This window comes from Tenacibaculum sp. 1B UA, assembly GCF_033978845.1.
GTDB lineage: Bacteria > Bacteroidota > Bacteroidia > Flavobacteriales > Flavobacteriaceae > Polaribacter.
This window is the reverse complement of record NZ_JAKVUA010000005.1, coordinates 60,875-85,390: the sequence shown is the minus strand read 5'-3', so window position 1 is coordinate 85,390 and position 24,516 is coordinate 60,875. Positions and strand designations below refer to the sequence as shown.

Here is a 24,516-nt window from a genome sequence, read left to right as displayed (position 1 = left end):
CTTATTTATTATGCAGATTTACCTGCTTTTCTTCTTAATACTTCTCCTACAAACTTAACTCCTTTCCCTTTGTAAGGCTCTGGCCTACGGAATGAACGAATTTTTGCTGCAACTTGACCAACTAATTGTTTGTCATGTGAAGTTAATTTTACAATTGGATTCTTACCTTTTTCAGATACAGTTTCAACCTTAACTTCTGGAGCTAAATTTAAAACAATGTTATGAGAGAAACCTAAGGCTAAATCTAACTTCTGTCCTTGGTTAGATGCTCTATAACCAACACCTACTAACTCTAATTCTTTAGTAAAACCTTTACTTACACCTTCAACCATGTTATTGATTAAAGCACGGTATAAACCATGTGCAGCTCTATGATCTTTACTTTCTGATGGTCTTTCTAAAGTGACTGTACCATCTTCAACTTTTACAGTAATTCCAGACTTAATTTCTTGAGTTAACTCTCCTAATTTTCCTTTTACTGTTACCACATTTCCGTCTACTTTTACTTCAACACCTTGTGGCAATGCGATTGGATTTTTTCCTATTCTACTCATCTTACAAAATGTTTTTTAGTAAACGTAACATAATACTTCTCCACCTACGTTCTCTAGTCTTGCTTTTTTGTTTGTCATTACACCTCTTGATGTAGAAACAATAGCAATACCTAACCCGTTTAATACTCTTGGCATTTCTTTAGCGCCAACGTATCTACGTAAACCTGGTGTTGAAATTCTTTGAATCTTTCTGATTACTGACTCTTTCGTATCACGATCGTATTTTAAAGCTATTTTAATAGTTCCTTGAACTTTATCTTCATTGAACTGATAACTTAAAATGTAACCTTGATCGAACAAAATTTTCGTCATTTCCTTCTTCAACTTTGAAGCAGGAACTTCAACTACTCTGTGATTTGCTGCAATAGCATTTCTCACACGAGTAAGAAAATCCGCGATTGGATCTGTATACATAGTTAATTAAATTGTGGTTTTGGTTTTTAGCGACTCTATTTCACTTGATAAAGTACAGTTACTAAACCTGAAACCAGTTAATATTTATTTTTCGCTTTTCAAGGTAAAATCTCGTAGGCATTATACTATTACAAGTATTTACTTACAAGGCGTAATTTACCTCACAAAAACAGTGTGCAAATATACATAAACTTTTTGAAAATCAAACCTTTTTGATGATTATCATTTTTACTATCAAAATATTACGTTTTAGCCAGTATGTTTAATCTAAAATGAAACTCAAAAAAACTACTTATTACAACTCTATTTTTAAGCACAAAAGGTGTACAACTTTGTATTGTTGTACACCTTTATATTTTGTATCTAAAGAGCTATTTTACCAGCTTGCTTTCTTAACACCTGGAATTAATCCTTGGTTAGCCATTTCACGGAAAGTAACACGTGAAATTCCGAACTGACGCATATATCCTTTTGGACGTCCAGTTAGTTTACAACGGTTGTGCATTCTAATTGGTGATGCGTTTTTTGGTAACTTTTGTAACGCTTCGTAGTCTCCAGCTTCTTTTAAAGCTTTTCTCTTTTCTGCATACTTAGCAACCATTTTAGCTCTTTTACGCTCACGCGCTTTCATTGATTCTTTAGCCATCTTATTAATTCTTTTTAAATGGTAATCCTAATTCTCCTAATAATGATTTAGCTTCTTTATCAGTATTTGCAGATGTTACAAAAGTAATATCCATACCACTAATTTTTTTCACTTGATCAATATTAATCTCTGGGTAGATGATTTGTTCAGTAACTCCTAAGTTGTAATTACCTCTACCATCAAAACCATTTGCCTTGATTCCGTTAAAATCTCTTACACGTGGTAAAGAAGCTGTAACTAACCTATCTAAAAATTCGTACATTTTATCTCCTCTTAACGTAACTTTTACACCAATTGGCATTCCTTTACGTAATTTGAAGTTTGCAACGTCTTTTTTAGAGATGGTAGATACTGCTTTTTGACCTGTAATAGTAGTTAACTCGTCAATAGCATATTCTATTAATTTCTTATCTGCTATAGCTGCACCAACACCTTTACTTACAACGATTTTTTGTAATTTAGGTACTTGCATTACATTGCTATAACCAAATTCATCAGTAAGAGCTTTGATAACTCTGCTCTTGTACTCTTCTTTTAATCTTGGTACGTAACTCATTGTTATATTGCTTTATCTGATTTTCTTGAAACTCTAACTTTTTTTCCACTTTCCTTATCAAAGTCATACCCTACTCTTACTGTTTTACCATTTTCGATTAAGGCAACGTTTGATATATGTAATGGAGCTTCTTTCTTTACAATTCCTCCTTGTGGATTTGCAGCACTTGGTTTAGTGTGTTTAGACACCATATTTACACCTTCTACTACTACTCTATCCTTATCTTTAAGAATTTGTAAAACTTTCCCTTCAGATCCTTTGTGATCTCCTGCTATAACTTTAACAGTATCTCCTGATTTAATTTTAAATTTTTTCATTTTAAAATCTGATTTTATAACACCTCAGGTGCTAATGATACTATTTTCATAAATTGTTTCTCACGTAATTCACGAGCCACAGGTCCGAATACACGTGTTCCTCTCATTTCCTCTGTAGGATTTAAAAGTACACAAGCATTATCATCAAATCTGATATATGATCCGTCTTTACGTCTAACTTCTTTCTTAGTACGAACAACAACTGCACGAGATACTTGACCTTTCTTTACAGTTCCGTTTGGAGTTGCAGATTTTACCGATACTACGATTTTATCTCCAACGCTAGCGTAACGCTTTTTTGTTCCTCCTAAAACTCTAATCACTAAAACTTCTTTTGCTCCAGTGTTATCTGCGACTTTTAATCTTGATTCTGTCTGTAACATATTATTTAGCTCTTTCTAGGATTTCTACTAATCTCCAACGCTTAGATTTACTCATAGGACGTGTTTCCATGATCCTTACAGTATCACCTTCGTTGCAATCGTTATTCTCGTCATGTGCAACGTACTTCTTAGTCTTTAATACGAACTTTCCGTACATTGGGTGCTTTACTCTTTTTACCTCGTTTACAACGATAGATTTCTCCATCTTGTTACTAGATACTACACCGATTCTCTCTTTTCTAAGATTTCTTTTTTCCATCTTTAAAACTGACTAGAATTATTGTAATTCTCTTTTAGTTAACTCTGTAGCAATTCTTGCTACAGTTTTTCTTAAGCTGCGTAACTCTAATGGGTTTTCCAATGGAGTTATGGCGTGAGCCATCTTAAGATCAGTATAATTTTTCTTCAACGCCCCTAGCTTTTCTTGTAAGTCAGCTGTTGATAATTCTTTAATTTCTGATTGTTTCATGATCTAATAGAATTAAGCGTTATAATCAAAATCTCTTGCTATTACAAACTTCGTTTTTACAGGAAGTTTTTGCGCTGCTAAACGTAAAGCTTCTTTTGCTACTTCCATTGGTACTCCACCAATTTCAAACAAAATTCTACCTGGTTTCACAACTGCTACAAAATGGTCTGGTGCACCTTTACCTTTACCCATACGTACCTCTAATGGTTTCTTAGTGATAGGTTTATCTGGGAAAATTTTAATCCAAAGTTGCCCCTCTCTTTTCATATAACGAGTTGCCGCAATACGAGCTGCCTCAATTTGACGAGAGGTAAGTAAGTTCTGGTCTAATGATTTGATACCAAACATTCCGTTAGAAAGTTCAGTACCTCTACCAGAGTTACCTTTCATATTTCCTTTCGCCTTCTGTACCTTACGGTATTTTACTCTTTTTGGCTGTAACATTGTTAATTTCTTTTAAAAATTATTTTCTTCTGCGAGGTTGACGTTTACCACCACCTTTGTTTCCACTACCTTTTTGCTTAGATAGTCCAACTAATGGAGATAATTCACGTTTTCCATAAACCTCACCTTTCATAATCCATACTTTCACACCGATTCTTCCGTATGTAGTATGTGCTTCAACAAGTGCATAATCGATATCTGCTCTAAAGGTAGAAAGAGGAATTCTTCCTTCTTTGTAATGCTCAGAACGTGCCATTTCAGCTCCATTTAAACGACCTGATAATTGCACTTTAATTCCTTCTGCATTCATTCTCATTGCAGCTGCGATTGCCATTTTAGTAGCTCGCTTGTAAGAAATTCTGTTTTCGATTTGACGAGCAACACTAGCTGCAACTAATTTTGCATCTAATTCTGGACGTTTAATTTCGAAAATATTAATTTGAACTTCTTTACCAGTAATTTTCTTAAGCTCTTCTTTTAACTTGTCTACCTCTTGACCTCCTTTACCAATAATGATACCTGGACGTGCAGTAGTGATAGTAACGGTTACAAGCTTTAAAGTACGCTCAATAATAACTCTTGATACACTTGCTTTAGATAATCTAGCATATAAATACTTTCTTATCTTATCATCTTCAGCAATCTTATCTCCGTAGTCATTTCCACCATACCAGTTAGATTCCCATCCTCTGATAATTCCTAAACGATTTCCTATTGGATTTGTCTTTTGTCCCATTTCTACTTTGATTAATTACTGTTATTTTTAGTTCCTAACTCTAAAGTTACGTGATTAGAACGCTTACGAATTCTATGTGCACGACCTTGTGGAGCTGGTCTTAACCTTTTTAACATACCTGCGCTATCAACACAAATTGATTTTACGTATAATCCAGCATCTTCGATACTCGCATCTTCATTTTTAGCTTGCCAGTTAGCAATAGCTGATAATAATAACTTTTCTAAGTTACGTGATGCTTCTTTTGAACTGAACTTTAAAATTTGTAAAGCTTTTTCAACTTCTACTCCTCTTACTAAATCTGCTACCAAGCGCATTTTCCTTGGTGATGTAGGACAATTAGTTAATTTAGCAAAAGCTCTAGACTTTCTAGCTTCTTTTAACTGTGTTGCCATGTTATGTTTACGACTTCCCATAATTTCCTACTATTTTTTACCTTTATTTTTTGCACCAGCGTGTCCTCTAAACGAGCGTGTTGGTGAAAATTCGCCTAATTTATGACCTACCATGTTTTCAGTAACGTAAACTGGTACAAACTGACGTCCGTTGTGAACTGCAATTGTTTGTCCTACGAAATCAGGGGTAATCATACTTGCTCTAGACCAAGTTTTGATAACTGACTTACTACCTGCTTCTACGTTAGCTAACACTTTCTTCTCTAACTTATAGTGAACGTAAGGTCCTTTTTTTAATGATCTTGCCATGGTTTATTATTTCTTTCTACGTTCTACGATATACTTATTACTAGCTTTGGTCTTTGATCTAGTCTTATATCCTTTAGCAGGAATACCGTTTCTAGATCTTGGATGCCCTCCAGAAGAACGTCCTTCACCACCTCCCATTGGGTGATCAACTGGGTTCATTCTTACTGCATTCGTTCTTGGTCTTCTTCCTAACCATCTACTTCTACCTGCTTTACCTGAAACTAATAACTGGTGATCTGAGTTAGACACTACTCCAATTGTAGCCATACAAGTTAATAAGATAAATCTTGTTTCTCCAGAAGGTAATTTAACTGTTGCATATTTACCTTCTTTCGCTAGTAATTGAGCAAAAGCTCCAGCAGAACGAGCCATAACAGCTCCTTGACCTGGATGTAACTCTATACAAGAAATTGTAGTACCTAAAGGAATTTCACTTAAGTACATAGCATTTCCAACTTCTGGAGCTGCATCTTTTCCTGAAATGATTGTTTGACCTACTTTTAATCCGTTTTGTGCAATTACATAACGTTTTTCACCATCAGCATAACTAACTAATGCAATAAATGCCGTACGGTTTGGATCGTACTCGATAGTTTTTACTGTTGCAGGAATACCTTGCTTATCTCTTTTAAAATCGATAATACGGTATTTTTGTTTATGACCTCCACCTATGTTACGTGTAGTCATTCTACCCTGATTGTTTCGACCTCCAGATCGTTTTTTCGGAGCTAATAAAGATTTCTCCGGCTTATCAGTAGTAATGGTGTCGAACCCATTTACAACTCTAAAACGCTGACCTGGTGTTATTGGTTTTAATTTTCTAACTGACATTCTGTCTTTTCTTAAAGATTGTTATAAAAATCAATAGTTTCTCCTTCAGCTAACTGAACGATTGCTTTCTTGTACCCACTTGTTATCCCTGTTACTAAACCTTTTTTAGTGTATTTAGTTTTTCTTTGAATAGGATAGTTCATTGTTTTTACAGATTCAATCGCTACACCATAAGTAGCTTCAACAGCTCCTTTGATTTCTAATTTGTTAGCTTTCTTATTTACAACAAATGTATAACGGTTATTTAACTCGCTATCATTTGTAGCTTTTTCTGTAATAATAGGTTTAATTAAAATACTCATCTTGTTCCCTATTTACTTAAATTAGACTCAATTCCTTCTAGAGAGCTTTCAGAAATAACTACTTTACTAGCATTTAAAACGCTATATGTGTTAATACCTGAAGCATCTACTACTTTAGAACCTTTTAAGTTACGAGATGATAAGTAAACATTTTTACTTTCTTCACCTAATACGAATAAAGACTTTTTAGTGTCTAATTCTAAAGCTTTTAATACATTGATAAACTCTTTAGTTCTTGGAGCTTCAAAATTGAAGTCTTCTACAACTACTAAATTGTTTTCTTTTGCTTGAATACTTAAAGCTGATTTACGTGCTAAACGCTTTAAGTTTTTATTTAACTTAAAAGAATAGTTTCTTGGTCTTGGACCAAACATGCGTCCTCCACCTCTAAAAACACCAGACTTGATACTACCCGCACGAGCTGTACCAGTTCCCTTTTGTTTTTTAATCTTTCTTGTACTACCAGCAATCTCAGCTCTTTCTTTCGATTTATGAGTACCTTGTCTTTGATTAGCCAAATACTGCTTTACATCTAAATAAATTGCGTGATCATTTGGCTCAATTCCGAATACCTCGCTAGAAAGTTCAACTTTTCTACCAGTATCTTTTCCTGTAATATCTAATACTGCTACTTTCATTATTTCTCGATAGTTACATAAGAGTTTTTGTGACCAGGAATTGCTCCTTTTACAACGATAAGATTCTTATCTGCAACCACTTTTAAAACTCTTAAATTTTGAACTTTTACTTTGTCTCCACCCATACGACCTGCCATACGCATTCCTTTGAACACTCTTGCAGGGTAAGATGCTGCACCAATTGAACCTGGAGCTCTTAAACGGTTATGCTGACCGTGAGTTGCTTGTCCAACTCCGGCAAAACCATGACGTTTAACAACACCTTGAAAACCTTTACCTTTAGAAACTCCTGATACATCAACGAATTCCCCTTCAGCAAAGTGTTCAACAGTAATTGAGTCACCTAATTTGTACTCACCTTCAAACCCTTGAAATTCAATGACTTTTCTTTTAGCAGATGTACCAGCCTTTTTAAAGTGACCATCTAAAGCTTTATTAGAGCTTTTTGCTTTTTTGTCATCGAAACCAAGTTGTAACGCGTTATAGCCGTCAACCTCTTCGGTTCTGACTTGGGTAACAACGCAAGGACCCGCTTCGATTACAGTACAAGGAATATTCTTCCCGTTCTCGTCGAATAAGCTGGTCATTCCTACTTTTCTCCCTATTAACCCAGACATATTTGTTAATTTTCAGACGATTAGATATTTTTTTTATCCAGCGCGTCTATTAATAAAATAAATATTTGAAACAAATGTTTCTTGTTTTACCTTTGAACTTCTCAAAAAAAAAGAGCGAAAACATCTTCACTCTCTGAATTTGTTTTTACCGTTTTTCCTTCGCGAAACCCTCAGGACATGTCATTTCTGAATACTTTTCAGAAATTTTCACACTCCGAAACTAAAATTTCGGTGTGCAAAAGTAAAAAAAACTTTCGGCTTAACAAAATTAAACCGAAAGTTATTGATTTACTTATACTTTGATCTCAACTTCAACTCCACTTGGTAACTCAAGTTTCATTAATGCATCAATAGTTTTTGAAGAAGAACTATAAATGTCTAATAACCTCTTGTAGGCAGATAATTGAAATTGCTCTCTTGATTTTTTGTTTACGTGTGGTGAACGTAATACGGTAAAAATCTTTTTATTTGTTGGTAAAGGAATTGGTCCGTTTACTACAGCACCAGTGCTCTTTACTGTCTTTACGATTTTTTCAGCAGACTTGTCTACTAAATTATAATCGTAAGATTTTAACTTTATTCTAATTTTTTGACTCATCTTAATTAACCTTTAGCGTTTGCGATTACTTCTTCTGAAATGTTACTTGGAGTTTCTGCATAGTGAGAGAATTCCATTGTAGAAGTTGCTCTACCTGAAGATAATGTTCTTAAAGAAGTAACATATCCAAACATTTCTGATAAAGGAACGATTGCTTTTACTACTTTAGATCCAGCACGATCGCTCATATCGTTTACTTGTCCTCTTCTTCTGTTTAAGTCTCCAACGATATCTCCCATGTTCTCCTCTGGAGTTAACACTTCTAACTTCATCATTGGCTCCATAATTACAGCTCTTGCAGCTTTAGCTGCAGCTTTGTAACCTAACTTAGCAGCTAATTCGAATGATAATTGATCAGAATCTACAGGGTGGAAAGATCCATCCCTTAAAGTAATCTTCATCGAATCCATTTCGTAACCAGCTAAAGGACCATTCTTCATTGCTTCTTTGAATCCTTTTTCTACTGACGGTACAAATTCCTTAGGAACGTTACCACCTTTAATAATAGACTCAAATTGTAACCCTGTTACACCTTCATCAGCAGGCTCCATAGTAAACACAATATCAGCAAACTTACCACGTCCACCAGATTGCTTTTTATAAACCTCTCTGTGATCTGCAGTAGCTGTTAAAGCTTCTTTATACTCTACTTGTGGTTGTCCTTGATTTACTTCAACCTTAAACTCACGTTTTAAACGGTCTACAATAATATCTAAGTGTAACTCACCCATTCCTGATATTACAGTTTGCCCTGAAGCTTCATCTGTTTTTACAGTAAATGTAGGATCTTCTTCTGCTAACTTAGCTAAAGACATTCCTAATTTATCAACGTCAGCTTTAGTTTTTGGCTCAACAGCAATACCAATTACTGGGTCTGGGAAATCCATAGATTCTAAAACGATTGGATTCTTCTCATCTGATAAAGTATCACCTGTTTTAATATCTTTAAATCCTACTCCAGCTCCAATATCTCCTGCTTCGATATAATCGATTGCGTTTTGCTTATTAGAGTGCATTTGATAGATACGAGAAATACGCTCTTTTTTACCTGAACGGTTATTTAAGATATAAGAACCTGCGTCTAAACGACCAGAATACGCACGGAAGAATGCTAAACGCCCCACGAAAGGATCGGTAGCAATTTTAAACGCTAACGCTGCGAAAGGTGACTTTGCATCTGGCTTACGAATTTCTTCTTCACCTGTATCTGGGTTAGTACCTATAATATTATCTCTATCCATTGGAGAAGGCAAATAACGACATACAGCATCTAATAAAAACTGCACCCCTTTATTCTTAAATGAAGACCCACATACCATTGGAATGATAGACATATCCATTACAGCAGCTCTAAGTGCAGCGTGCACTTCTTCTTCTGTAATTGAATCTTCATCCTCCATATATTTCTCTAATAAGTTTTCGTCATAAGCAGCAACCTCTTCGATTAACTTACCACGTAACTCACGAGCTTCTTCTTTTAATTCTTCTGGAATATCTACAACATCGAAAGTTGACCCATAATTATCATCATGCCATACAATAGCACGGTTTTTAACTAAATCAACAATTCCTTTAAAGTCTGCTTCATCACCAATATTTAACACGATTGGTACTGCATTAGACTTTAACATATCTTTTACTTGCTGACAAACTGCTAAAAAATTTGCTCCTTGACGGTCCATTTTGTTAACAAAACCGATACGAGGCACTTTATAGTTATCCGCTAATCTCCAGTTAGTTTCAGATTGTGGCTCAACTCCATCAACTGCAGAAAATAAGAATACTAATCCATCTAACACACGTAACGAACGGTTTACCTCTACAGTAAAATCAACGTGACCTGGAGTATCAATTATATTAAAGTGATAATCTTTAGTTTCAGGTAATGGCTTAGCATTTTCTAATGGAAACTGCCAAGTACAAGTAGTTGCTGCTGAAGTAATTGTAATACCTCTTTCAGCTTCTTGCTCCATCCAGTCCATTGTAGAAGCACCATCATGCACCTCACCAATTTTATGAGAAACTCCTGTATAGAAAAGAATACGTTCAGTTGTTGTAGTTTTTCCTGCATCAATATGCGCAGCAATACCTATATTTCTTGTAAATTTTAAATCTCTACTCATTTCTATTAAAATCTAAAGTGTGAGAATGCTTTGTTAGCCTCAGCCATTTTGTGAGTATCTACTCTTTTCTTAACAGCAGCACCTTCTTCTTTGGCAGCTGCTAATACTTCTGCAGCTAAACGCTGTGCCATTGTTTTTTCATTACGCTTACGCGCATATGAAATCATCCATTTAATCGCCATAGAAACCTTTCGGTCTGGACGAATTTGCATTGGAATTTGGAATGTTGCTCCACCTACTCTACGAGAACGAACTTCTACGTGAGGCATCACATTCGACAAACCATCTTTCCAAATTTCTAAAGCCGACTTTTCTTCGTCAGTTTTCTTTTCGTTTACGATGTCCATTGCATCGTAAAACACTTTGAATGCTACAGATTTCTTACCGTCCCACATTAAGTTATTCACAAAACGTGTAACTAATTGATCGTTGAATCTAGGATCCGGTAACAAAACTCTTTTTTTAGCTCTTCTTTTCCTCATGTCTTTACATTAAAAAAGTTACTAATTAATTTTTACTTTTTGTCTTTAGGGCGTTTTGCACCGTACTTAGATCTACGCTGGGTTCTACCCTCAACTCCTGCAGTATCTAATGCTCCACGTACCACGTGATATTTAACACCTGGTAAATCTTTTACCCTTCCACCTCTAACTAATACTATCGAGTGCTCTTGCAAGTTATGCCCTTCACCTGGAATATACGCGTTGATTTCGTTACCGTTTGTTAATCTTACCCTTGCTACCTTACGCATTGCTGAGTTAGGTTTTTTAGGTGTAGTGGTATACACACGCGTACAAACTCCACGTCTTTGAGGACATGATTGTAATGCAGCCGATTTACTCTTCTTAGTTATTTTGGTTCTTCCTTTACGAACTAATTGTTGAATAGTTGGCATACTAAATTATTACTTGTTTTTAATTTGTACTTAAATTACTCTAATTTTAAGAGAGTGCAAATGTACGATAATTTTCTAATTATTCAAATATCAAGAAGTTATTTTTAAAAACAACATACAACTCTATCATTAATTACATCATCCTTCTCCAAATCCTTTTATCAACACCATAAAAACACAAAAAAGACAACAAAACTCTATATAAGCATTAAAAAATTGAATGACCTTTAAACAACAACAACAAACACAACTCTTAAAACAAAAACACCATGTTTTTTTAGAATTATTTAACAAATATCTTGTTTTTTTAAGTTTTATTTATGATTTTTGACTCAATTAATTCAAATAATTACATAATGAAAACAAAGTTTAATGGAATTTTAACGCTACTCTTAGCGTTAATTGTGCAAATGTCCTTTGCACAGGAAAAAGTAATTTCAGGTACTGTCTCTGACGAAACAGGTCCTTTACCAGGAGTTAACGTATTAATAAAAGGGACTACTTCTGGTGTAGAGACAGATTTTGATGGTAAGTATTCTATTAAAGCAAAAACTGGAGATGTTCTTGTTTTCAGTTTTGTTGGTATGAAAACTACTGAAAAAACAATTGGAAGTTCTAACACAATAAACCTGACAATGGCTACAGATAACGTATTAGACGAAGTTGTAGTTACAGCATTAGGGCAATCGAGAAGTGAAAGAGCTTTAGCTTTTGCAGCTCCTAAAGTAAAAGCTGCTGAATTAAATGCTGCTCAAAATGACAATGCCATAAGTGCTTTGTCAGGAAAAGTAGCTGGTTTAAAAATCAACTCTCCTTCTGGTAATATCGGTGGTTCTCAAAGAATCTTAATTAGAGGATCAAATTCTGTTACTGGTGAAAATCAACCCTTATTCGTTATTGATGGAATACCTATGGATAACTCAAATTTTAACAGTTCTAACGCTCAAAGAGGTGCTGGTGGTGTTGATTTTGGTAGTACAATTAATGATATTGACCCTAGTAATATTGAAACTGTTACCGTTTTAAAAGGTGCAGCAGCAGCTCTGTATGGGTCTAGAGCATCTAATGGTGTTGTTTTAATTACTACCAAGACAGGTAAGAATTCAAAAAAACTAGGAGTAAGCGTTAGTTCTTCTATTACTTTTTCTGAAGTAGCTGTCTTACCAGACCTTCAAAGAGAATACGGTGGAGGATCTATAATTCCAGATTTTGATGATGACAATAACAGAATAGGTCGCAATGGTTTTGCAATACAAAACATTGGTGGAACCGAATACATGTTAGTTCAATACAATACCGATGAAAGTTGGGGACCTAAATATAACCCAAACTTAAAAGTATTACACTGGGATGCTTTTGATCAAGCTAGTTTCCCTAATGATTATTTAAAACCAAGAGCTTGGATAGCACCTGAAAACGACGTAGATTCATTTTTTAAAACAGGTGTTTCTACTAACAATACCCTAACACTAACTTCAGCTAGTGATAAAGGTAGTGTATTATTTTCTGCAGGTATTCAAGAAAACAGTGGTATTGTACCAAACACTGAAGTTAATCGTCATTTTGCAAAATTTAGTATCAATCAAAAGTTATCCGATGATTTAACTGCTGTTAGTAGTATAAATTATGTTCAAACATCTGGTTCTAGACCTGTTATTGGTTATGATGACAATAGTGTTACCCAAAAGTTTTTTCAATGGGGACAAAGACAATTAGACTACAAAAGACTACAGAACTATAAAAATGATGACGGAACCCAAAGAACTTGGAATAGAACTGCATGGAACAATTCTAAACCTAAATATTCTGACAACCCTTACTGGAATATAACCGAAAACTTACCTACCGACAGAAGAACCCGTGTATATGGAAATGCCAGTTTAAATTACCAAATAACAGATGATTTAAGTATTAAAGGTAGTGTATATGCTGACACATACAACTTTAGAAACACAGAACAAAAAGCTATAGGTTCTCAAGCTCAATCTGAATTCTTAGAAAGAGCCTACAATTTTAAAGAATACAACTACGAGTTTACTGCTAATTATAAAAAAGACTTTTCAGACAATTTTAAACTATCTGCTTTGTTTGGGGCCAACAAAAGAAACCACACTTTAAATTATCGCTTCAACCAAACCACTGGTGGCTTATCAGTACCTAACATTTATAATATTAACAATGGTAAGGGGCCTTTAGAGAAAAATGCTGATAATATAGACAAAGTAGTGAATAGTTTGTTTGGAAGTGTTAGTTTATCTTTTGCTAATCAATTATTCATTGACTTAACAGGTAGAAATGACTGGTCTTCTACTTTACCAGAAGACAATAACTCATACTTCTATCCTTCAGCTTCTGTTGCATGGGTATTCAACGATGTTTTGTTCCCTAACTCAAACTGGTTCAACTATGGTAAATTAAGATTTGGGTGGGCACAAGTAGGAAACGATACGGATCCATACAGAGTTATAAGCACCTTAACTTTAGACACTCCTTTTAAAGGTGATGGTAGAGTTACATCTCCCGTAAGCCTGTTAAACTCTGACTTAGTTAACGAAACAACTACTACATGGGAAGTTGGAACAGAATTAAACTTTTTAAACAGAAGAGTAAATTTAGATGTTACGTATTACAGTAACGAAACAACAGATCAAATTATACCTGTTGACCTTTCTTATGGAACAGGTTATGGCTCTCAATGGATTAATGCTGGTAAAATGACTAATAAAGGAGTAGAAATACAACTAGGATTAAAACCAATAGTTAATGAAAACTTTACATGGAACATTGATGTGAATTTTGCAAAAAATGAAAACAAATTAGTTGAATTAAAAGAAGGGCTAAACTCTGTTCTTTTAACAAATGCTCCTTTCCAAGCTCAATTAGCAGCTACAGTTGGTAAAGCTTATGGTTCGATTATGGGTACTGACTTTATTTATGATGATCAAGGAAATAAAGTAATTACTAGTGATGGTACATATGCAGCTACTAATGATTTAGTTGCTTTAGGTTCTGCTACCCCTGACTTCAGTGCTGGTTTAAGAAATAGCTTTAAATATAAAAACTTTGATTTAGGTATATTACTAGAAATGAGTAAAGGTGGAAAATACTTTTCTACATCACATATGTGGGGTATGTACTCTGGTATGCTACAAGAAACAGTTGACAATAACATAAGAGAAGACGGTATTGTGCTACCTGGTGTAACTGGTACTGTAACTTATAATGATGACGGTAGTTATACGGTAACCAATACTGCTCCTAACACAACTAAAATATCTGGTCAGACTTATGGTACTTCACACTACGGTGGTTTAGGAACACCTGATGCTCAAAATGTATTTGATGCTGACTTTTACAAAATAAGAGAGGTATCTCTAGGTTATACATTTAAAGGAGAGTTTTTAAAAGTTTTTGATAAAGCTAGAGTTAGTTTATTTGGCAGAAACTTATATACCTGGGGACTTGATTATGATGGAATTGACCCTGAAACAGTATCAACAGGTTCAGGTAACATTCAAGGCTTAGAAGGAGGTTTACAACCTTCTGTTAGATCTTTTGGTATGAACTTAAACTTATCTTTCTAAATAATAAAATAAGATGAAAAAAATAAAATATATATTCGCTTCACTTTTGCTAAGTTCTTTTTTAGCATGTGATACAGATTACATTAATGACCCTGACAATCCCGTAACAGCACCTTCTACTCAATTAGTAACTAGTGCTCAATTTAATTTAGCTTACGAATTAAATAATCAGTGGACTGGCGCGAGAGCGACATTAGCATTTGCTCAATACTGGGCTGATGAATTTTACACTGATGAAAATAGATATGCCTTAAGAGTTTCGCAAGTAGATGATTTATGGCAGGAACCTTATTTAATTTTAACTGACTTAAAAAAAGTCATCGAATTAAATGAAGATCCTCAAACAGCTGTTTTAATGTCTACTTATGGCGATAACAATAATCAGATACAGGCTTCAAGAATAATGATGGCATTTACTTTCTCTAAATTAGTTGACACTTTTGGGAATGTACCTTATTGGAGTTATGGACAAAAAGATAATACTGCTTTTGAAGCTTTACGCCTAAAAGAAGGTATTAACAGCCCTGCTTATACTGATGCAAAAACTATTTATGAAGATTTATTAATTGAGTTATTAGATGCTGCAAACAAAATAGACATATCAAAACCTGTTTACAAAGAAGGAGACCATATATATCGTTCACCAGATGGAATGACTGGAGAAAAATGGGTTAAATTCGCACATTCTATAAGGCTTAGACTAGCAACTCATATTAACAAGTATGACAATGCATTAGCTATGTCCGTTTATAATGAATCTAATACTAAAGCTTTTACTTCTAATGAAGATAATGCTGTTTTTAAATACGGTACTGATGATATAACTGGTGGGCCTTGGCATAACGCTTTTACTGTTGAAGCTCGTAAAGACTTTGGACCTGCCCTATCTTTTACAGACTTACTATATAATCGTGTTGGACCATTCTCTTCAATCACAGAAGAAGACCCTAGGGTTACTAAATATTTTGATCCTATAGGTACAACTGAAATTATTGGTATTCCTTATGGATTTGGTAATGCTGTTGCAAGAGCTGTTGAAAATGAAAGTATACCTAGCTCCGAAATAATAAAACCAGATTATAATCAAAATCTATTATCTTATGCAGAAATGGAATTTATTAGATCTGAATTCAACGGATGGAATCAAACAAATTATGAAAATGGTGTTAAGGCTTCAATGATGTTTTGGGGTGTATCTGATACTGATGCTGATAACTATGTAACAATGTTACCTGTTGCTAATGAAGAAAATGTTTTAACTCAAAAATATATTGCTTTATATATGGACGGACTAGAGGCATGGACTGAGTATAGAAGAACTGGATACCCTAATACATTAACTGTTCCAGGTGACACTTTTGGTTCTGCTACTTTTACTACTTTAGTACCAGGCTTAAACACAATACCTAACAGAGTTAACTATCCACAAAAAGAACAATTATTAAATAATTCTAATTGGGATACTGCTAGACAAGGGCTCTCTGATGGAGATACTATGATGTCTAAATTATTTTGGGACGTAAATTAACATTTATATAACATCTTTTATTAAAAGTGCCTTGTTAACAAGGCACTTTTTTATGTTAAAAAATTGTTTATTTAAGATATATTTATGATTTTAGCAGCTAATTAATTCAAATAATTACATAATGAGAACAAAGTTTAATGGAATTTTAACGCTATTCCTAGCGTTAATTGTGCAAATATCCTTTGCACAAGAAAGAACGATTTCAGGTACTGTTTCAGATGAATCTGGTCCATTACCGGGGGTTACGATCTTAAAAAAAGGTACTACACAGGGTACTGAAACTGATTTTGATGGAAACTACTCTATTCAAGCTAAAACAGGGGATGTTTTAGTTTTTAGTTTTATAGGTATGAAAACTACTGAAAAAACTATTGGGTCTTCTAACCAAATTAGCGTTGTGTTAGAAACAGACAATTTATTAGAAGAAGTTGTTGTTACTGGATACGGTACCTCTACCAAACAGGCATATACTGGTACGGCTACAGTAATTAAGAGTGAAAACTTAGAAGCTAAGTCTGTATCAAATGTATCTCAAGCTTTAGCTGGTGAGGTTGCAGGTGTAACTGTTGTTAATGGTTCAGGCCAACCAGGTTCTACAGCTACAATAAGAATTAGAGGTTTTGGTACTATTAATGGTAATAGTGCTCCTTTATATGTAGTTGATGGTGTACCTTATACAAATAGTATTAGCAATATAAACCCTGCAGATATTGAATCTACAACTATTTTGAAAGACGCAACGGCTACTTCAATATATGGATCAAGAGGTGCTAATGGTGTTATTGTAATCACAACTAAAAAAGGTAGAAATGGGGTTTCAAATATCTCTGTAGATGTGAAAACAGGGGTTAACATGAGACTTTTACCTGCTTATGAAGTAGTGAAATCTCAAGACGAGTACATAGGACTTTCTTGGGAGTCATTAAAAAATACAGGTGAATTCTTAGGTAATGCTGACCCTGCAGCATATGCTAACGCAAATTTATTTTCAGGTGGTGGAATTAGCCCTGATTATAACATGTGGAATATTTCAAATGTTAGTGAGCTTATAGACCCGAACACTGGTAAGGTTAGAGCTGGAGTAACTAGAAAATATACTCCTGAAGACTGGTCTGATTATGGATTTCAATCTTCTATAAGAACAGAGGCTAATTTAAGTATGAGCGGAGGTAACGATAAGACAACATATTTTTCATCTTTCGGTTATTTAAATGATAAAGGATACCTAGTAAACTCAGATTTCAAACGTTATTCAACAAGATTAAACCTAACACATAACCCTACTGATTGGTTAGAAGCTAATGCAAATATTGATTATTCTTATGCTACACAAACAGCTAATGGACAATCTGAAGATTCTGGATCTATTTTTTGGTTTACAGATAATATTCCTTCTATTTATCCTTTGTTTTTACGCGATGCTAATGGTAATATAGTTAAAGATCCTGTATTTGGAGGAAACCAATATGATTATGGTACAACTAGAGGTTTTGGAGGATTAACAAATGCTATTGCTGATGCAAATTTAGATTTAGATCAAAATAAGCGTCATTCAATAAACGGTAATTTCTCATTTAAAGTAAACCTTACTGACTACTTATCTTTTACTGCAAAGTATGGAGCAAATTATTATAGTTATGTTGATAATGCTATTAATAATCCTTTCTATGGATCTGCTGCAGGACAAGGTGGTAGTTTGTTTAAAGAACAAAGACAAGCTTTATCTCAGAACTTTTTGCAAATGTTCAATTTCAATAAAAATTTTGGAAAACATAATATAAATGCTTTATTAGCACACGAAAGTAATGAATGGGAAAGAGACCGTACTTATATAAGTAAAAATACTGTTGTAAACTTATTTAATGGTTTAGATAATCCTTCTAACTATGTAAATGTAGGATCAAACCCTGAAGGTTATAAAGAAGAAACAGGTTTAGAAAGCTATTTTGCACAAGCTAATTATAGTTATAATGATAAATACTACCTTTCAGGAACAATAAGAAGAGATGGGTCTTCTCGTTTTGCAAAAAATAAATGGGCTACTTTTTGGTCTGCTGGAGGATCTTGGATAATGAGTAAAGAAGACTTTATGAGTAATGCAAACTTTGTTAATTACTTAAAACTTAAAGCTAGTTACGGTATAATGGGAGATCAAGCTGGTGCTGATTTCTATTCAGGTCAAAATGGTTATGATATTGATAATTTAAACGGTGATATTTCTTTAATCCTAAGAGCTATAGAAAACGCAGAATTAACATGGGAATCTAGTGAAATGTTCCAAGTAGGTACTGAATTTAGATTATTCAACAATGTTCTTGATGGTTCATTTGACTATTACATAAAAAATACTGATGATTTACTTTTTGATGTACGTATTCCAATTTCAACGGGTGATGCTCTTATAACAACAAATGACGGTTCAATTGTAAATAAAGGTTTTGAATTTGATTTAACTGGTCACATTATTGATAAAGAAAACTTTAAGTTAGACTTATCTGTTAATGGTGAATTATTAGATAACGAAATAACTGAAATGCCTTATGATGAGCCTGAAGGAAGAAACAAAATAATTGATATTGATGATAATTTTGGTAGAGCTGAAGGTGGAAGTAGATATGATTATTACATGCCTGTTTGGGCTGGTGTAGACCCTGCTAATGGTAATCCTTTATGGGAAACTAATTATGTAGACACAAACAACAATGATTCTTTTGATTCTGGTGAAGAAATTTTAGAGTTATACGAATATAAAGTTAGAAACCCTGATGCAGATATAAAACAAGCTCTCACTAGTGATTATACTGAAGCTTCAAATAAATTTGTTGGTAAATCGGCAATTCCTACAATTAGAGGAGCATTTAGGTTATCTGCAAAAATACACGATTTTGATATCAGCTCTCAATTTGCATATAGTTTAGGGGGGTATGGTTATGACCCTAACTATGCTAGTGTAATGGGTAATGGTCAAGCTGGTTCGAATAACTACCACGTAGATATAAGAGACAGATGGCAAAACCCAGGAGATATAACAGATGTACCTAGGTTATATAGTAACCAGAACATTAGAGTTACTAGTCAATCTACTCGTTTTTTAACAAAATCTGATTATTTAGCGTTAAATAATGTAAGGATTGGTTATAGCTTACCTACTACATATTTAGAAAACACAGGATTATCTGCTGTTAATATATGGTTTGCTGGTGATAACCTTTTCTTATTAAGTGAGAGAAAAGGATTTAATCCATCTGCATCATTAGTAGGTTCTTCTGCTAGGTACAGATATAATCCATTATCTACATTTACATTAGGTATTCGTGTTAAAATTTAATTTAAAAAATTATAGAATGAAACATAATTTAATTAAAACAGTGCTTGCTCTTACTGTAATTACAACATTGTTTAGTTGTAGTGATGAGCTACTAGATAAAACTCCTACAGAATTTATTAATGTTGATGATACAGGTAAATCAGGAGAACTAAACCCTGTTATTTTAGAGTCAACTCTTAATGGTGTTTACTCTATGATGATAAACACCTTTACAGGAGGAACTGATGATCATAGTGATTTTGGTCAAAAAGGTTATGATATTTATACTGATTTCTTATCAGGTGATTTAGCATTAACAGCTAATAACTATAATAGATATGGTGATTTTGCAAACTTACAATCTACTTTAGATCCATCTAATACTGATAACTATATCCCTTGGAGATATTATTATAGAGTTATAAAATCAACCAATTTAATTATTGAATCTCTTGGAGGTAATGACGTAACACCTGAATCTGAAAGCGCTAAATATTCTTTAGGTCAGGCAAAGTCTTTAAGAGCTTACGCGTATTTTTATTTATCTCAATTATATCAACGAGAATACGATGGTGCTGAAGCAATACTTCCTATTTATACTGAAGTAGGTACTATACAACCACAATCTCCTATGAGTGAGGTTTTTGACTTAATGATTGGTGATCTTACACAATCTATTACTCTTTTAGATGGTTTTTCAAGAAAAGGAAAGGCTATTATAAATCAAGATGTTGCTAAAGGTTTACTTGCTTATGTATATGCTGCTAAAGGTGATAGTGCTTCGAATTTAGAAGCAAAAAAATTAGCGGATCAAGTAATTGCTGCGGGATATCCATTAATGAGTGCTAGTGAAGTTACAGGTGGGTTTAATGATATAAATACACCTGGGTGGATTTGGGGATTCGATATCACCTTAGCTAATGGTTTAGATCTTGTTTCGTGGTGGGGACAAATGGATGTCTTTACATACAGTTATCAGTGGGCTGGTGACAATAAAGGTATTGATGATTTGTTATACAGTTCTATAGATGACAATGATATTAGAAAGACTCAATTTGATCCAACTAACAATTGGCAACCTAGAAATAAGTTTTATAATGCTGACAGAGTTATTGGAGGGCAAAGAAATGTTGAAGACGATTATGTATTTATGAGAGTTGCTGAAATGTATTTGTTATCAGCTGAAATGGCAGCAAAAGAAGGTATGGTAGCAGATGCTAGAACAACTTTAAAAGAAGTTCTTTCAAGAAGATTTTCTGATCCTGCTGATTACGCTTATGTAGATGCTCTTTCTGGTCAGGCTCTAATAGACGAAATTATCTTACAAACAAGAATTGAACTATGGGGTGAAGGTAAGAGCTACTTATCTATGAAGAGAAACAAACAAATGATGACTAGAGGTACTAATCATGTTTTTCTTTCAGGATTATCTATTCCTCATACCGATGAAAGGTTAACTTACCCTATTCCTCGCTCTGAAATTCAAAATAATCCATTCATTAATTAAAAAGTAAGCTTAAGCTATTCTCTCGATAACATCGAGAGAATAGCTTACTATAATAATTAATATAGTTATTATACTTCATTAATAATCATTAAATTTTATGAGGTTTGATAAATACTAAATCTTATTAGAAACAATCGTTTTTAATGAGATTTTTTTTTATTTTACTTTTAATCTTATCTTTATTATGCATTTGCTCTTGTGTTAATAATTCATAAGAGATATGAGGTCTTTTGGAGGTGTAAATAGTGAGATTTTGATTTACAATTTTTTGAATCATTTTTAATATGAGTCAAAAATTCTTATTTAAAAATAGTATTTTGTTTTTAAAGAATAACTTTTTATAACTTTCTCTATAATACTGTAACCACTATCAGTGGTCATAAATTAACTTTTTTGGTATATTCTTATTTGAAATCTGTTTTTTTGTAACGCTATTTCAGGGTGAGACATTTATTTAACTTCAAAACTAGCTCTAACAAGGTGGTTTTTTTATACCATAAAATCAACTACATTTGCAGCATGGAACAAAACACAAATATTTTTGGTATTAGAGCAATTATTGAAGCTATAGAAAGTGGAGCTTCAATTAATAAAGCATACCTTCAAAAAGGCTTACGAGGAGAGTTATTTTTTCAATTAGATAAACTTTTAAAGAAAAACAAAATATCAACTAGTGTAGTTCCTACAGAGAAGTTAGATCGTTTATCAAAGCACAACAACCACCAAGGTGCTGTAGCTAAAATTTCTCCTATTGATTTTCAAGATTTAGAAACTTTAATAGAAGCTACGTTAGAATCAGACGATACTCCCCTATTCTTATTATTAGATCAAGTTTCTGATGTGAGAAACTTTGGAGCTATCATCAGAACCGCTGAATGTACTGGTGTAAACGGAATCATCATTCAAAAAAGTGGTAGTGCTCCTGTAAATGCTGAAACCATTAAAACTTCTGCTGGTGCTGCTTTTAAAATACCAATTTGTAAAGTAGATCATATCAAAGATGCTATTTTTCAACTAAAAGCTGCTGACATTAAGCTAGCTGCTGCTACTGAAAAAACTGAAAATTCAGTTTTTGATGTTGATTTTAATCAACCTATTGCAATCATTATGGGTTCTGAACACAAAGGTGTAAGTAACTCTGTATTAAAAATGGCAGATTATAAAGCTAAACTACCGTTACTAGGTGAAATAGAATCTCTAAACGTATCTGTTGCTTGTGGTGCCTTTTTGTATGAAGTTGTAAGACAACGTTTATAATATTAAAAATCCTGCTTTCAGCAGGATTATTTTATTCTTCTTCTTTATAAAAATATTTGTATTTAATTTCTTCTAACTCAACTTCTAACTCAACTTCTTCCTCAATTACTGGTGGAGCATAATTTCCTGCTTCATCGAACATAGAATCAAACTCTGTTTTAGTGAATTCAAACTTTTCTTTTATAATCCCTCTTTTTCTGTATAATAGAGCTAGAGCAATCCCTGTTATTAATCCTGATAAATGCCCTTCCCATGACATCCCTTCTTTAATTGGTAATACATACCAAACCATGCTTCCGTATAAAAATATAGTAATGAAAGAAACAGCTACTAATCTGTAGTTTTTCTTTATAACTCCACTAAAAAGAACAAAACTGAAAAGTAGATACACAATTCCACTCGCTCCAATATGGTACGATTCTCTTGCAATTAGCCAAGTTAATAATCCAGTCATAATCCCTCCAAACAACAAAACTTTAACTGCTACTTCCTTGTAAAAGTAAAAAAGACAAGCTGAGAGCACAAATAAAGGAACTGAATTATTAAAAAGATGTTTAGTATCACTGTGAATAAAAGGCGAGCATATAACCCCCTTTAAACCATCAAAACTTCTCGGAAAAACGCCAAACTTGTTAAAATTCCATCCGAATTTAATTTCTATCCAGTACACAAACCATATTACTATAACAAATAAAAAAGGTATAGTAAAAATGGATGGAGAAAATTTTAGCTGTTGTTCTGTATTCATGACCTTGAAAATAACAAAAATAAATCCAAAGTAGTATTTCTGAAGTTCTGTCATAAATCTTTGCTATTTTTACATTATGAATCAACCTTTGGCAGAAAGAATCCGTCCTCAAAGTTTAGGCGACTATATTAGTCAACAACATTTAGTAGGCGAAAATGGAATATTAACCAATCATATAAAACAAGGAATTATTCCATCATTAATTTTATGGGGGCCTCCAGGAATTGGTAAAACTACTTTAGCTAATATTATTGCAAATGAATCTGGGCGTCCTTTTTATACTTTGAGTGCTATTAGCTCCGGAGTAAAAGATGTTCGTGAAGTTATTGAAAAAGCAAAGAAAAGTGGTGGATTGTTCACACAGAAAAATCCCATTTTGTTTATTGATGAAATTCACCGCTTTAGTAAATCACAACAAGATTCTTTATTAGGTGCTGTTGAAAAAGGTTGGGTAACTTTGGTTGGAGCAACTACCGAAAATCCAAGTTTTGAAGTCATACCTGCCCTACTCTCTCGTTGCCAAGTTTATATATTAAATTCTTTTGATAAAAATGATTTGATTGCTTTGTTACATCGCGCAATAGAAAAAGATGAAATCATTTCTCAAAAAAAAATTGACTTAAAAGAAACTGATGCACTGCTTCAAGTTTCTGGTGGTGATGCCAGAAAACTTCTGAATATTTTTGAATTATTAGTTGCTGCTAATAATGAAATTGAAGTTACCAATGAGTTAGTGTTATCTAAAATTCAAAAAAACACGGTTCGTTATGATAAAACTGGTGAGCAACATTACGATATTGTTTCTGCCTTTATAAAATCTATTAGAGGTAGTGACCCTAACGCTGCTGTATATTGGTTAGCTCGTATGATTGAAGGTGGTGAAGATGTAAAATTTATTGCGCGTAGAATGCTAATTGCTGCTTCTGAAGATATAGGTAACGCAAACCCTACTGCGTTAATTTTAGCCAACAATACTTTTCAAGCAGTTTCAGTAATTGGCTATCCAGAATCTAGGATTATTTTAAGTCAATGTGCTGTTTATTTAGCCAATTCTGCTAAAAGTAATGCTTCTTACATAGCTATTGGTGAAGCACAAAACCTTGTTAAAACTACAGGAGACCTGTCAGTCCCTTTACACTTAAGAAATGCTCCTACTAAACTAATGAAAGATTTAGACTACGGAAAGGAATATCAATACTCTCACAATTACGCAGGTAATTTTATAAACCAGGAGTTTTTACCTGATGAAATTAAAAACACTAAATTATACGAACCTGGAAACAATGCTCGTGAAAATCAATTTAGAGAACTGTTAAAGCAACGTTGGAAAGATAAGTACAATTATTAGTTAGTATACC

Annotated in this window: 27 protein-coding genes; 6 read left to right on the top strand and 21 right to left on the bottom strand. The window is 33.6% G+C overall.

Features of this window, described 5'->3' with window-relative positions:
* Positions 1-8: 8 nt before the first annotated feature.
* The 20 genes from rplF to rpsL form a co-directional block, all read right to left on the bottom strand.
* Entirely contained in the window at positions 9-554 is a 546-nt protein-coding gene (rplF, locus tag MK851_RS06245; protein ID WP_115900435.1) for a 50S ribosomal protein L6, read from the bottom strand.
* 15 nt (positions 555-569) lie between these two features.
* Positions 570-968 carry a 30S ribosomal protein S8 gene (rpsH, locus tag MK851_RS06240; protein ID WP_115900434.1) on the bottom strand — a complete coding sequence of 133 codons (399 nt, stop codon included), beginning with the start codon at positions 966-968 and terminating at the stop codon, positions 570-572.
* A 376-nt stretch (positions 969-1,344) separates the two neighbouring features.
* Positions 1,345-1,614 carry a 30S ribosomal protein S14 gene (gene rpsN, locus MK851_RS06235; RefSeq protein ID WP_028890738.1) on the bottom strand — a complete coding sequence of 90 codons (270 nt, stop codon included), beginning with the start codon at positions 1,612-1,614 and terminating at the stop codon, positions 1,345-1,347.
* Positions 1,615-1,618: 4 nt separating this feature from the next.
* A complete protein-coding gene (rplE, locus tag MK851_RS06230; protein WP_320242400.1) occupies positions 1,619-2,170 on the bottom strand; it encodes a 50S ribosomal protein L5 in 552 nt (183 codons plus the stop codon).
* Between the two features lie 2 nt (positions 2,171-2,172).
* On the bottom strand, positions 2,173-2,487 hold the full coding sequence (gene rplX, locus MK851_RS06225) for a 50S ribosomal protein L24 (RefSeq protein ID WP_303506777.1): 315 nt from the start codon (positions 2,485-2,487) through the stop codon (positions 2,173-2,175).
* Positions 2,488-2,501: 14 nt separating this feature from the next.
* A complete protein-coding gene (gene rplN, locus MK851_RS06220; protein ID WP_099215305.1) occupies positions 2,502-2,870 on the bottom strand; it encodes a 50S ribosomal protein L14 in 369 nt (122 codons plus the stop codon).
* Position 2,871: 1 nt separating this feature from the next.
* The gene (gene rpsQ, locus MK851_RS06215; RefSeq protein ID WP_099215304.1) at positions 2,872-3,129 is read right to left on the bottom strand and encodes a 30S ribosomal protein S17; all 258 of its coding nucleotides are present in this window, start codon (positions 3,127-3,129) and stop codon (positions 2,872-2,874) included.
* Positions 3,130-3,147: 18 nt separating this feature from the next.
* Positions 3,148-3,339, bottom strand: coding sequence for a 50S ribosomal protein L29 (gene rpmC / locus MK851_RS06210; protein WP_028890733.1), 192 nt, complete (start codon positions 3,337-3,339; stop codon positions 3,148-3,150).
* A gap of 12 nt (positions 3,340-3,351) precedes the next feature.
* On the bottom strand, positions 3,352-3,783 hold the full coding sequence (rplP, locus tag MK851_RS06205) for a 50S ribosomal protein L16 (RefSeq protein ID WP_115900430.1): 432 nt from the start codon (positions 3,781-3,783) through the stop codon (positions 3,352-3,354).
* 19 nt (positions 3,784-3,802) lie between these two features.
* Complete coding sequence (rpsC, locus tag MK851_RS06200) at positions 3,803-4,519, bottom strand: 30S ribosomal protein S3 (RefSeq protein WP_115900429.1); 717 nt, start codon at positions 4,517-4,519, stop codon at positions 3,803-3,805.
* Positions 4,520-4,530: 11 nt separating this feature from the next.
* Entirely contained in the window at positions 4,531-4,935 is a 405-nt protein-coding gene (rplV, locus tag MK851_RS06195) for a 50S ribosomal protein L22 (protein WP_115900428.1), read from the bottom strand.
* Positions 4,936-4,944: 9 nt separating this feature from the next.
* Positions 4,945-5,223, bottom strand: coding sequence for a 30S ribosomal protein S19 (gene rpsS / locus MK851_RS06190; protein ID WP_028890729.1), 279 nt, complete (start codon positions 5,221-5,223; stop codon positions 4,945-4,947).
* Between the two features lie 6 nt (positions 5,224-5,229).
* Entirely contained in the window at positions 5,230-6,054 is an 825-nt protein-coding gene (rplB, locus tag MK851_RS06185; protein ID WP_115900427.1) for a 50S ribosomal protein L2, read from the bottom strand.
* 11 nt (positions 6,055-6,065) lie between these two features.
* Positions 6,066-6,356 (bottom strand): 50S ribosomal protein L23, encoded by a 291-nt coding sequence (gene rplW, locus MK851_RS06180; RefSeq protein WP_115900426.1) that lies wholly within the window; start codon positions 6,354-6,356, stop codon positions 6,066-6,068.
* 8 nt (positions 6,357-6,364) lie between these two features.
* Positions 6,365-6,994 (bottom strand): 50S ribosomal protein L4, encoded by a 630-nt coding sequence (gene rplD, locus MK851_RS06175; RefSeq protein WP_303506790.1) that lies wholly within the window; start codon positions 6,992-6,994, stop codon positions 6,365-6,367.
* On the bottom strand, positions 6,994-7,611 hold the full coding sequence (rplC, locus tag MK851_RS06170; protein ID WP_303506792.1) for a 50S ribosomal protein L3: 618 nt from the start codon (positions 7,609-7,611) through the stop codon (positions 6,994-6,996). Before rplC ends, rplD begins: the two co-directional genes overlap by 1 nt.
* 292 nt (positions 7,612-7,903) lie before the next feature.
* Positions 7,904-8,209, bottom strand: a complete 306-nt coding sequence (gene rpsJ, locus MK851_RS06165; protein ID WP_024740605.1) for a 30S ribosomal protein S10 — start codon at positions 8,207-8,209, stop codon at positions 7,904-7,906.
* A gap of 5 nt (positions 8,210-8,214) precedes the next feature.
* Positions 8,215-10,332 (bottom strand): elongation factor G, encoded by a 2,118-nt coding sequence (fusA, locus tag MK851_RS06160; RefSeq protein WP_320242376.1) that lies wholly within the window; start codon positions 10,330-10,332, stop codon positions 8,215-8,217.
* 5 nt (positions 10,333-10,337) lie between these two features.
* Positions 10,338-10,814 carry a 30S ribosomal protein S7 gene (rpsG, locus tag MK851_RS06155; protein ID WP_100925426.1) on the bottom strand — a complete coding sequence of 159 codons (477 nt, stop codon included), beginning with the start codon at positions 10,812-10,814 and terminating at the stop codon, positions 10,338-10,340.
* 32 nt (positions 10,815-10,846) lie between these two features.
* Positions 10,847-11,227 carry a 30S ribosomal protein S12 gene (gene rpsL, locus MK851_RS06150; RefSeq protein ID WP_115900422.1) on the bottom strand — a complete coding sequence of 127 codons (381 nt, stop codon included), beginning with the start codon at positions 11,225-11,227 and terminating at the stop codon, positions 10,847-10,849.
* A 356-nt stretch (positions 11,228-11,583) separates the two neighbouring features.
* Here rpsL and MK851_RS06145 point away from each other — a divergent pair, with 356 nt between their 5' ends.
* The 5 genes from MK851_RS06145 (at position 11,584) to rlmB (ending at position 22,410) form a co-directional block, all read left to right on the top strand.
* A complete protein-coding gene (locus MK851_RS06145; RefSeq protein ID WP_320242370.1) occupies positions 11,584-14,811 on the top strand; it encodes a SusC/RagA family TonB-linked outer membrane protein in 3,228 nt (1,075 codons plus the stop codon).
* Positions 14,812-14,824: 13 nt separating this feature from the next.
* Positions 14,825-16,339 (top strand): SusD/RagB family nutrient-binding outer membrane lipoprotein, encoded by a 1,515-nt coding sequence (locus MK851_RS06140; protein WP_320242368.1) that lies wholly within the window; start codon positions 14,825-14,827, stop codon positions 16,337-16,339.
* 121 nt (positions 16,340-16,460) lie between these two features.
* Positions 16,461-19,667 carry a SusC/RagA family TonB-linked outer membrane protein gene (locus MK851_RS06135; protein ID WP_320242366.1) on the top strand — a complete coding sequence of 1,069 codons (3,207 nt, stop codon included), beginning with the start codon at positions 16,461-16,463 and terminating at the stop codon, positions 19,665-19,667.
* Positions 19,668-19,683: 16 nt separating this feature from the next.
* Positions 19,684-21,153, top strand: coding sequence for a RagB/SusD family nutrient uptake outer membrane protein (locus MK851_RS06130; RefSeq protein WP_320242364.1), 1,470 nt, complete (start codon positions 19,684-19,686; stop codon positions 21,151-21,153).
* Between the two features lie 519 nt (positions 21,154-21,672).
* Positions 21,673-22,410 (top strand): 23S rRNA (guanosine(2251)-2'-O)-methyltransferase RlmB, encoded by a 738-nt coding sequence (gene rlmB, locus MK851_RS06125; RefSeq protein WP_320242362.1) that lies wholly within the window; start codon positions 21,673-21,675, stop codon positions 22,408-22,410.
* 31 nt (positions 22,411-22,441) lie between these two features.
* On the opposite strand, the gene MK851_RS06120 is transcribed toward rlmB, so the two are convergent.
* Entirely contained in the window at positions 22,442-23,158 is a 717-nt protein-coding gene (locus tag MK851_RS06120; RefSeq protein WP_320242360.1) for a rhomboid family intramembrane serine protease, read from the bottom strand.
* A 76-nt stretch (positions 23,159-23,234) separates the two neighbouring features.
* On the opposite strand from MK851_RS06120, the gene MK851_RS06115 reads away from it, so the two are divergent.
* A complete protein-coding gene (locus tag MK851_RS06115) occupies positions 23,235-24,506 on the top strand; it encodes a replication-associated recombination protein A (RefSeq protein ID WP_320242358.1) in 1,272 nt (423 codons plus the stop codon).
* The last annotated feature ends 10 nt before the right edge of the window (positions 24,507-24,516 follow it).

Bases quoted from the DNA above. Each gene is read 5' to 3' on its own strand.
- rplF (WP_115900435.1), bottom strand. From the start codon at position 554: ATGAGTAGAATAGGAAAAAATCCAATCGCATTGCCACAAGGTGTTGAA.
- rpsH (WP_115900434.1), bottom strand. From the start codon at position 968: ATGTATACAGATCCAATCGCGGATTTTCTTACTCGTGTGAGAAATGCT.
- rpsN (WP_028890738.1), bottom strand. From the start codon at position 1,614: ATGGCTAAAGAATCAATGAAAGCGCGTGAGCGTAAAAGAGCTAAAATG.
- rplE (WP_320242400.1), bottom strand. From the start codon at position 2,170: ATGAGTTACGTACCAAGATTAAAAGAAGAGTACAAGAGCAGAGTTATC.
- rplX (WP_303506777.1), bottom strand. From the start codon at position 2,487: ATGAAAAAATTTAAAATTAAATCAGGAGATACTGTTAAAGTTATAGCA.
- rplN (WP_099215305.1), bottom strand. From the start codon at position 2,870: ATGTTACAGACAGAATCAAGATTAAAAGTCGCAGATAACACTGGAGCA.
- rpsQ (WP_099215304.1), bottom strand. From the start codon at position 3,129: ATGGAAAAAAGAAATCTTAGAAAAGAGAGAATCGGTGTAGTATCTAGT.
- rpmC (WP_028890733.1), bottom strand. From the start codon at position 3,339: ATGAAACAATCAGAAATTAAAGAATTATCAACAGCTGACTTACAAGAA.
- rplP (WP_115900430.1), bottom strand. From the start codon at position 3,783: ATGTTACAGCCAAAAAGAGTAAAATACCGTAAGGTACAGAAGGCGAAA.
- rpsC (WP_115900429.1), bottom strand. From the start codon at position 4,519: ATGGGACAAAAGACAAATCCAATAGGAAATCGTTTAGGAATTATCAGA.
- rplV (WP_115900428.1), bottom strand. From the start codon at position 4,935: ATGGGAAGTCGTAAACATAACATGGCAACACAGTTAAAAGAAGCTAGA.
- rpsS (WP_028890729.1), bottom strand. From the start codon at position 5,223: ATGGCAAGATCATTAAAAAAAGGACCTTACGTTCACTATAAGTTAGAG.
- rplB (WP_115900427.1), bottom strand. From the start codon at position 6,054: ATGTCAGTTAGAAAATTAAAACCAATAACACCAGGTCAGCGTTTTAGA.
- rplW (WP_115900426.1), bottom strand. From the start codon at position 6,356: ATGAGTATTTTAATTAAACCTATTATTACAGAAAAAGCTACAAATGAT.
- rplD (WP_303506790.1), bottom strand. From the start codon at position 6,994: ATGAAAGTAGCAGTATTAGATATTACAGGAAAAGATACTGGTAGAAAA.
- rplC (WP_303506792.1), bottom strand. From the start codon at position 7,611: ATGTCTGGGTTAATAGGGAGAAAAGTAGGAATGACCAGCTTATTCGAC.
- rpsJ (WP_024740605.1), bottom strand. From the start codon at position 8,209: ATGAGTCAAAAAATTAGAATAAAGTTAAAATCTTACGATTATAATTTA.
- fusA (WP_320242376.1), bottom strand. From the start codon at position 10,332: ATGAGTAGAGATTTAAAATTTACAAGAAATATAGGTATTGCTGCGCAT.
- rpsG (WP_100925426.1), bottom strand. From the start codon at position 10,814: ATGAGGAAAAGAAGAGCTAAAAAAAGAGTTTTGTTACCGGATCCTAGA.
- rpsL (WP_115900422.1), bottom strand. From the start codon at position 11,227: ATGCCAACTATTCAACAATTAGTTCGTAAAGGAAGAACCAAAATAACT.
- MK851_RS06145 (WP_320242370.1), top strand. From the start codon at position 11,584: ATGAAAACAAAGTTTAATGGAATTTTAACGCTACTCTTAGCGTTAATT.
- MK851_RS06140 (WP_320242368.1), top strand. From the start codon at position 14,825: ATGAAAAAAATAAAATATATATTCGCTTCACTTTTGCTAAGTTCTTTT.
- MK851_RS06135 (WP_320242366.1), top strand. From the start codon at position 16,461: ATGAGAACAAAGTTTAATGGAATTTTAACGCTATTCCTAGCGTTAATT.
- MK851_RS06130 (WP_320242364.1), top strand. From the start codon at position 19,684: ATGAAACATAATTTAATTAAAACAGTGCTTGCTCTTACTGTAATTACA.
- rlmB (WP_320242362.1), top strand. From the start codon at position 21,673: ATGGAACAAAACACAAATATTTTTGGTATTAGAGCAATTATTGAAGCT.
- MK851_RS06120 (WP_320242360.1), bottom strand. From the start codon at position 23,158: ATGAATACAGAACAACAGCTAAAATTTTCTCCATCCATTTTTACTATA.
- MK851_RS06115 (WP_320242358.1), top strand. From the start codon at position 23,235: ATGAATCAACCTTTGGCAGAAAGAATCCGTCCTCAAAGTTTAGGCGAC.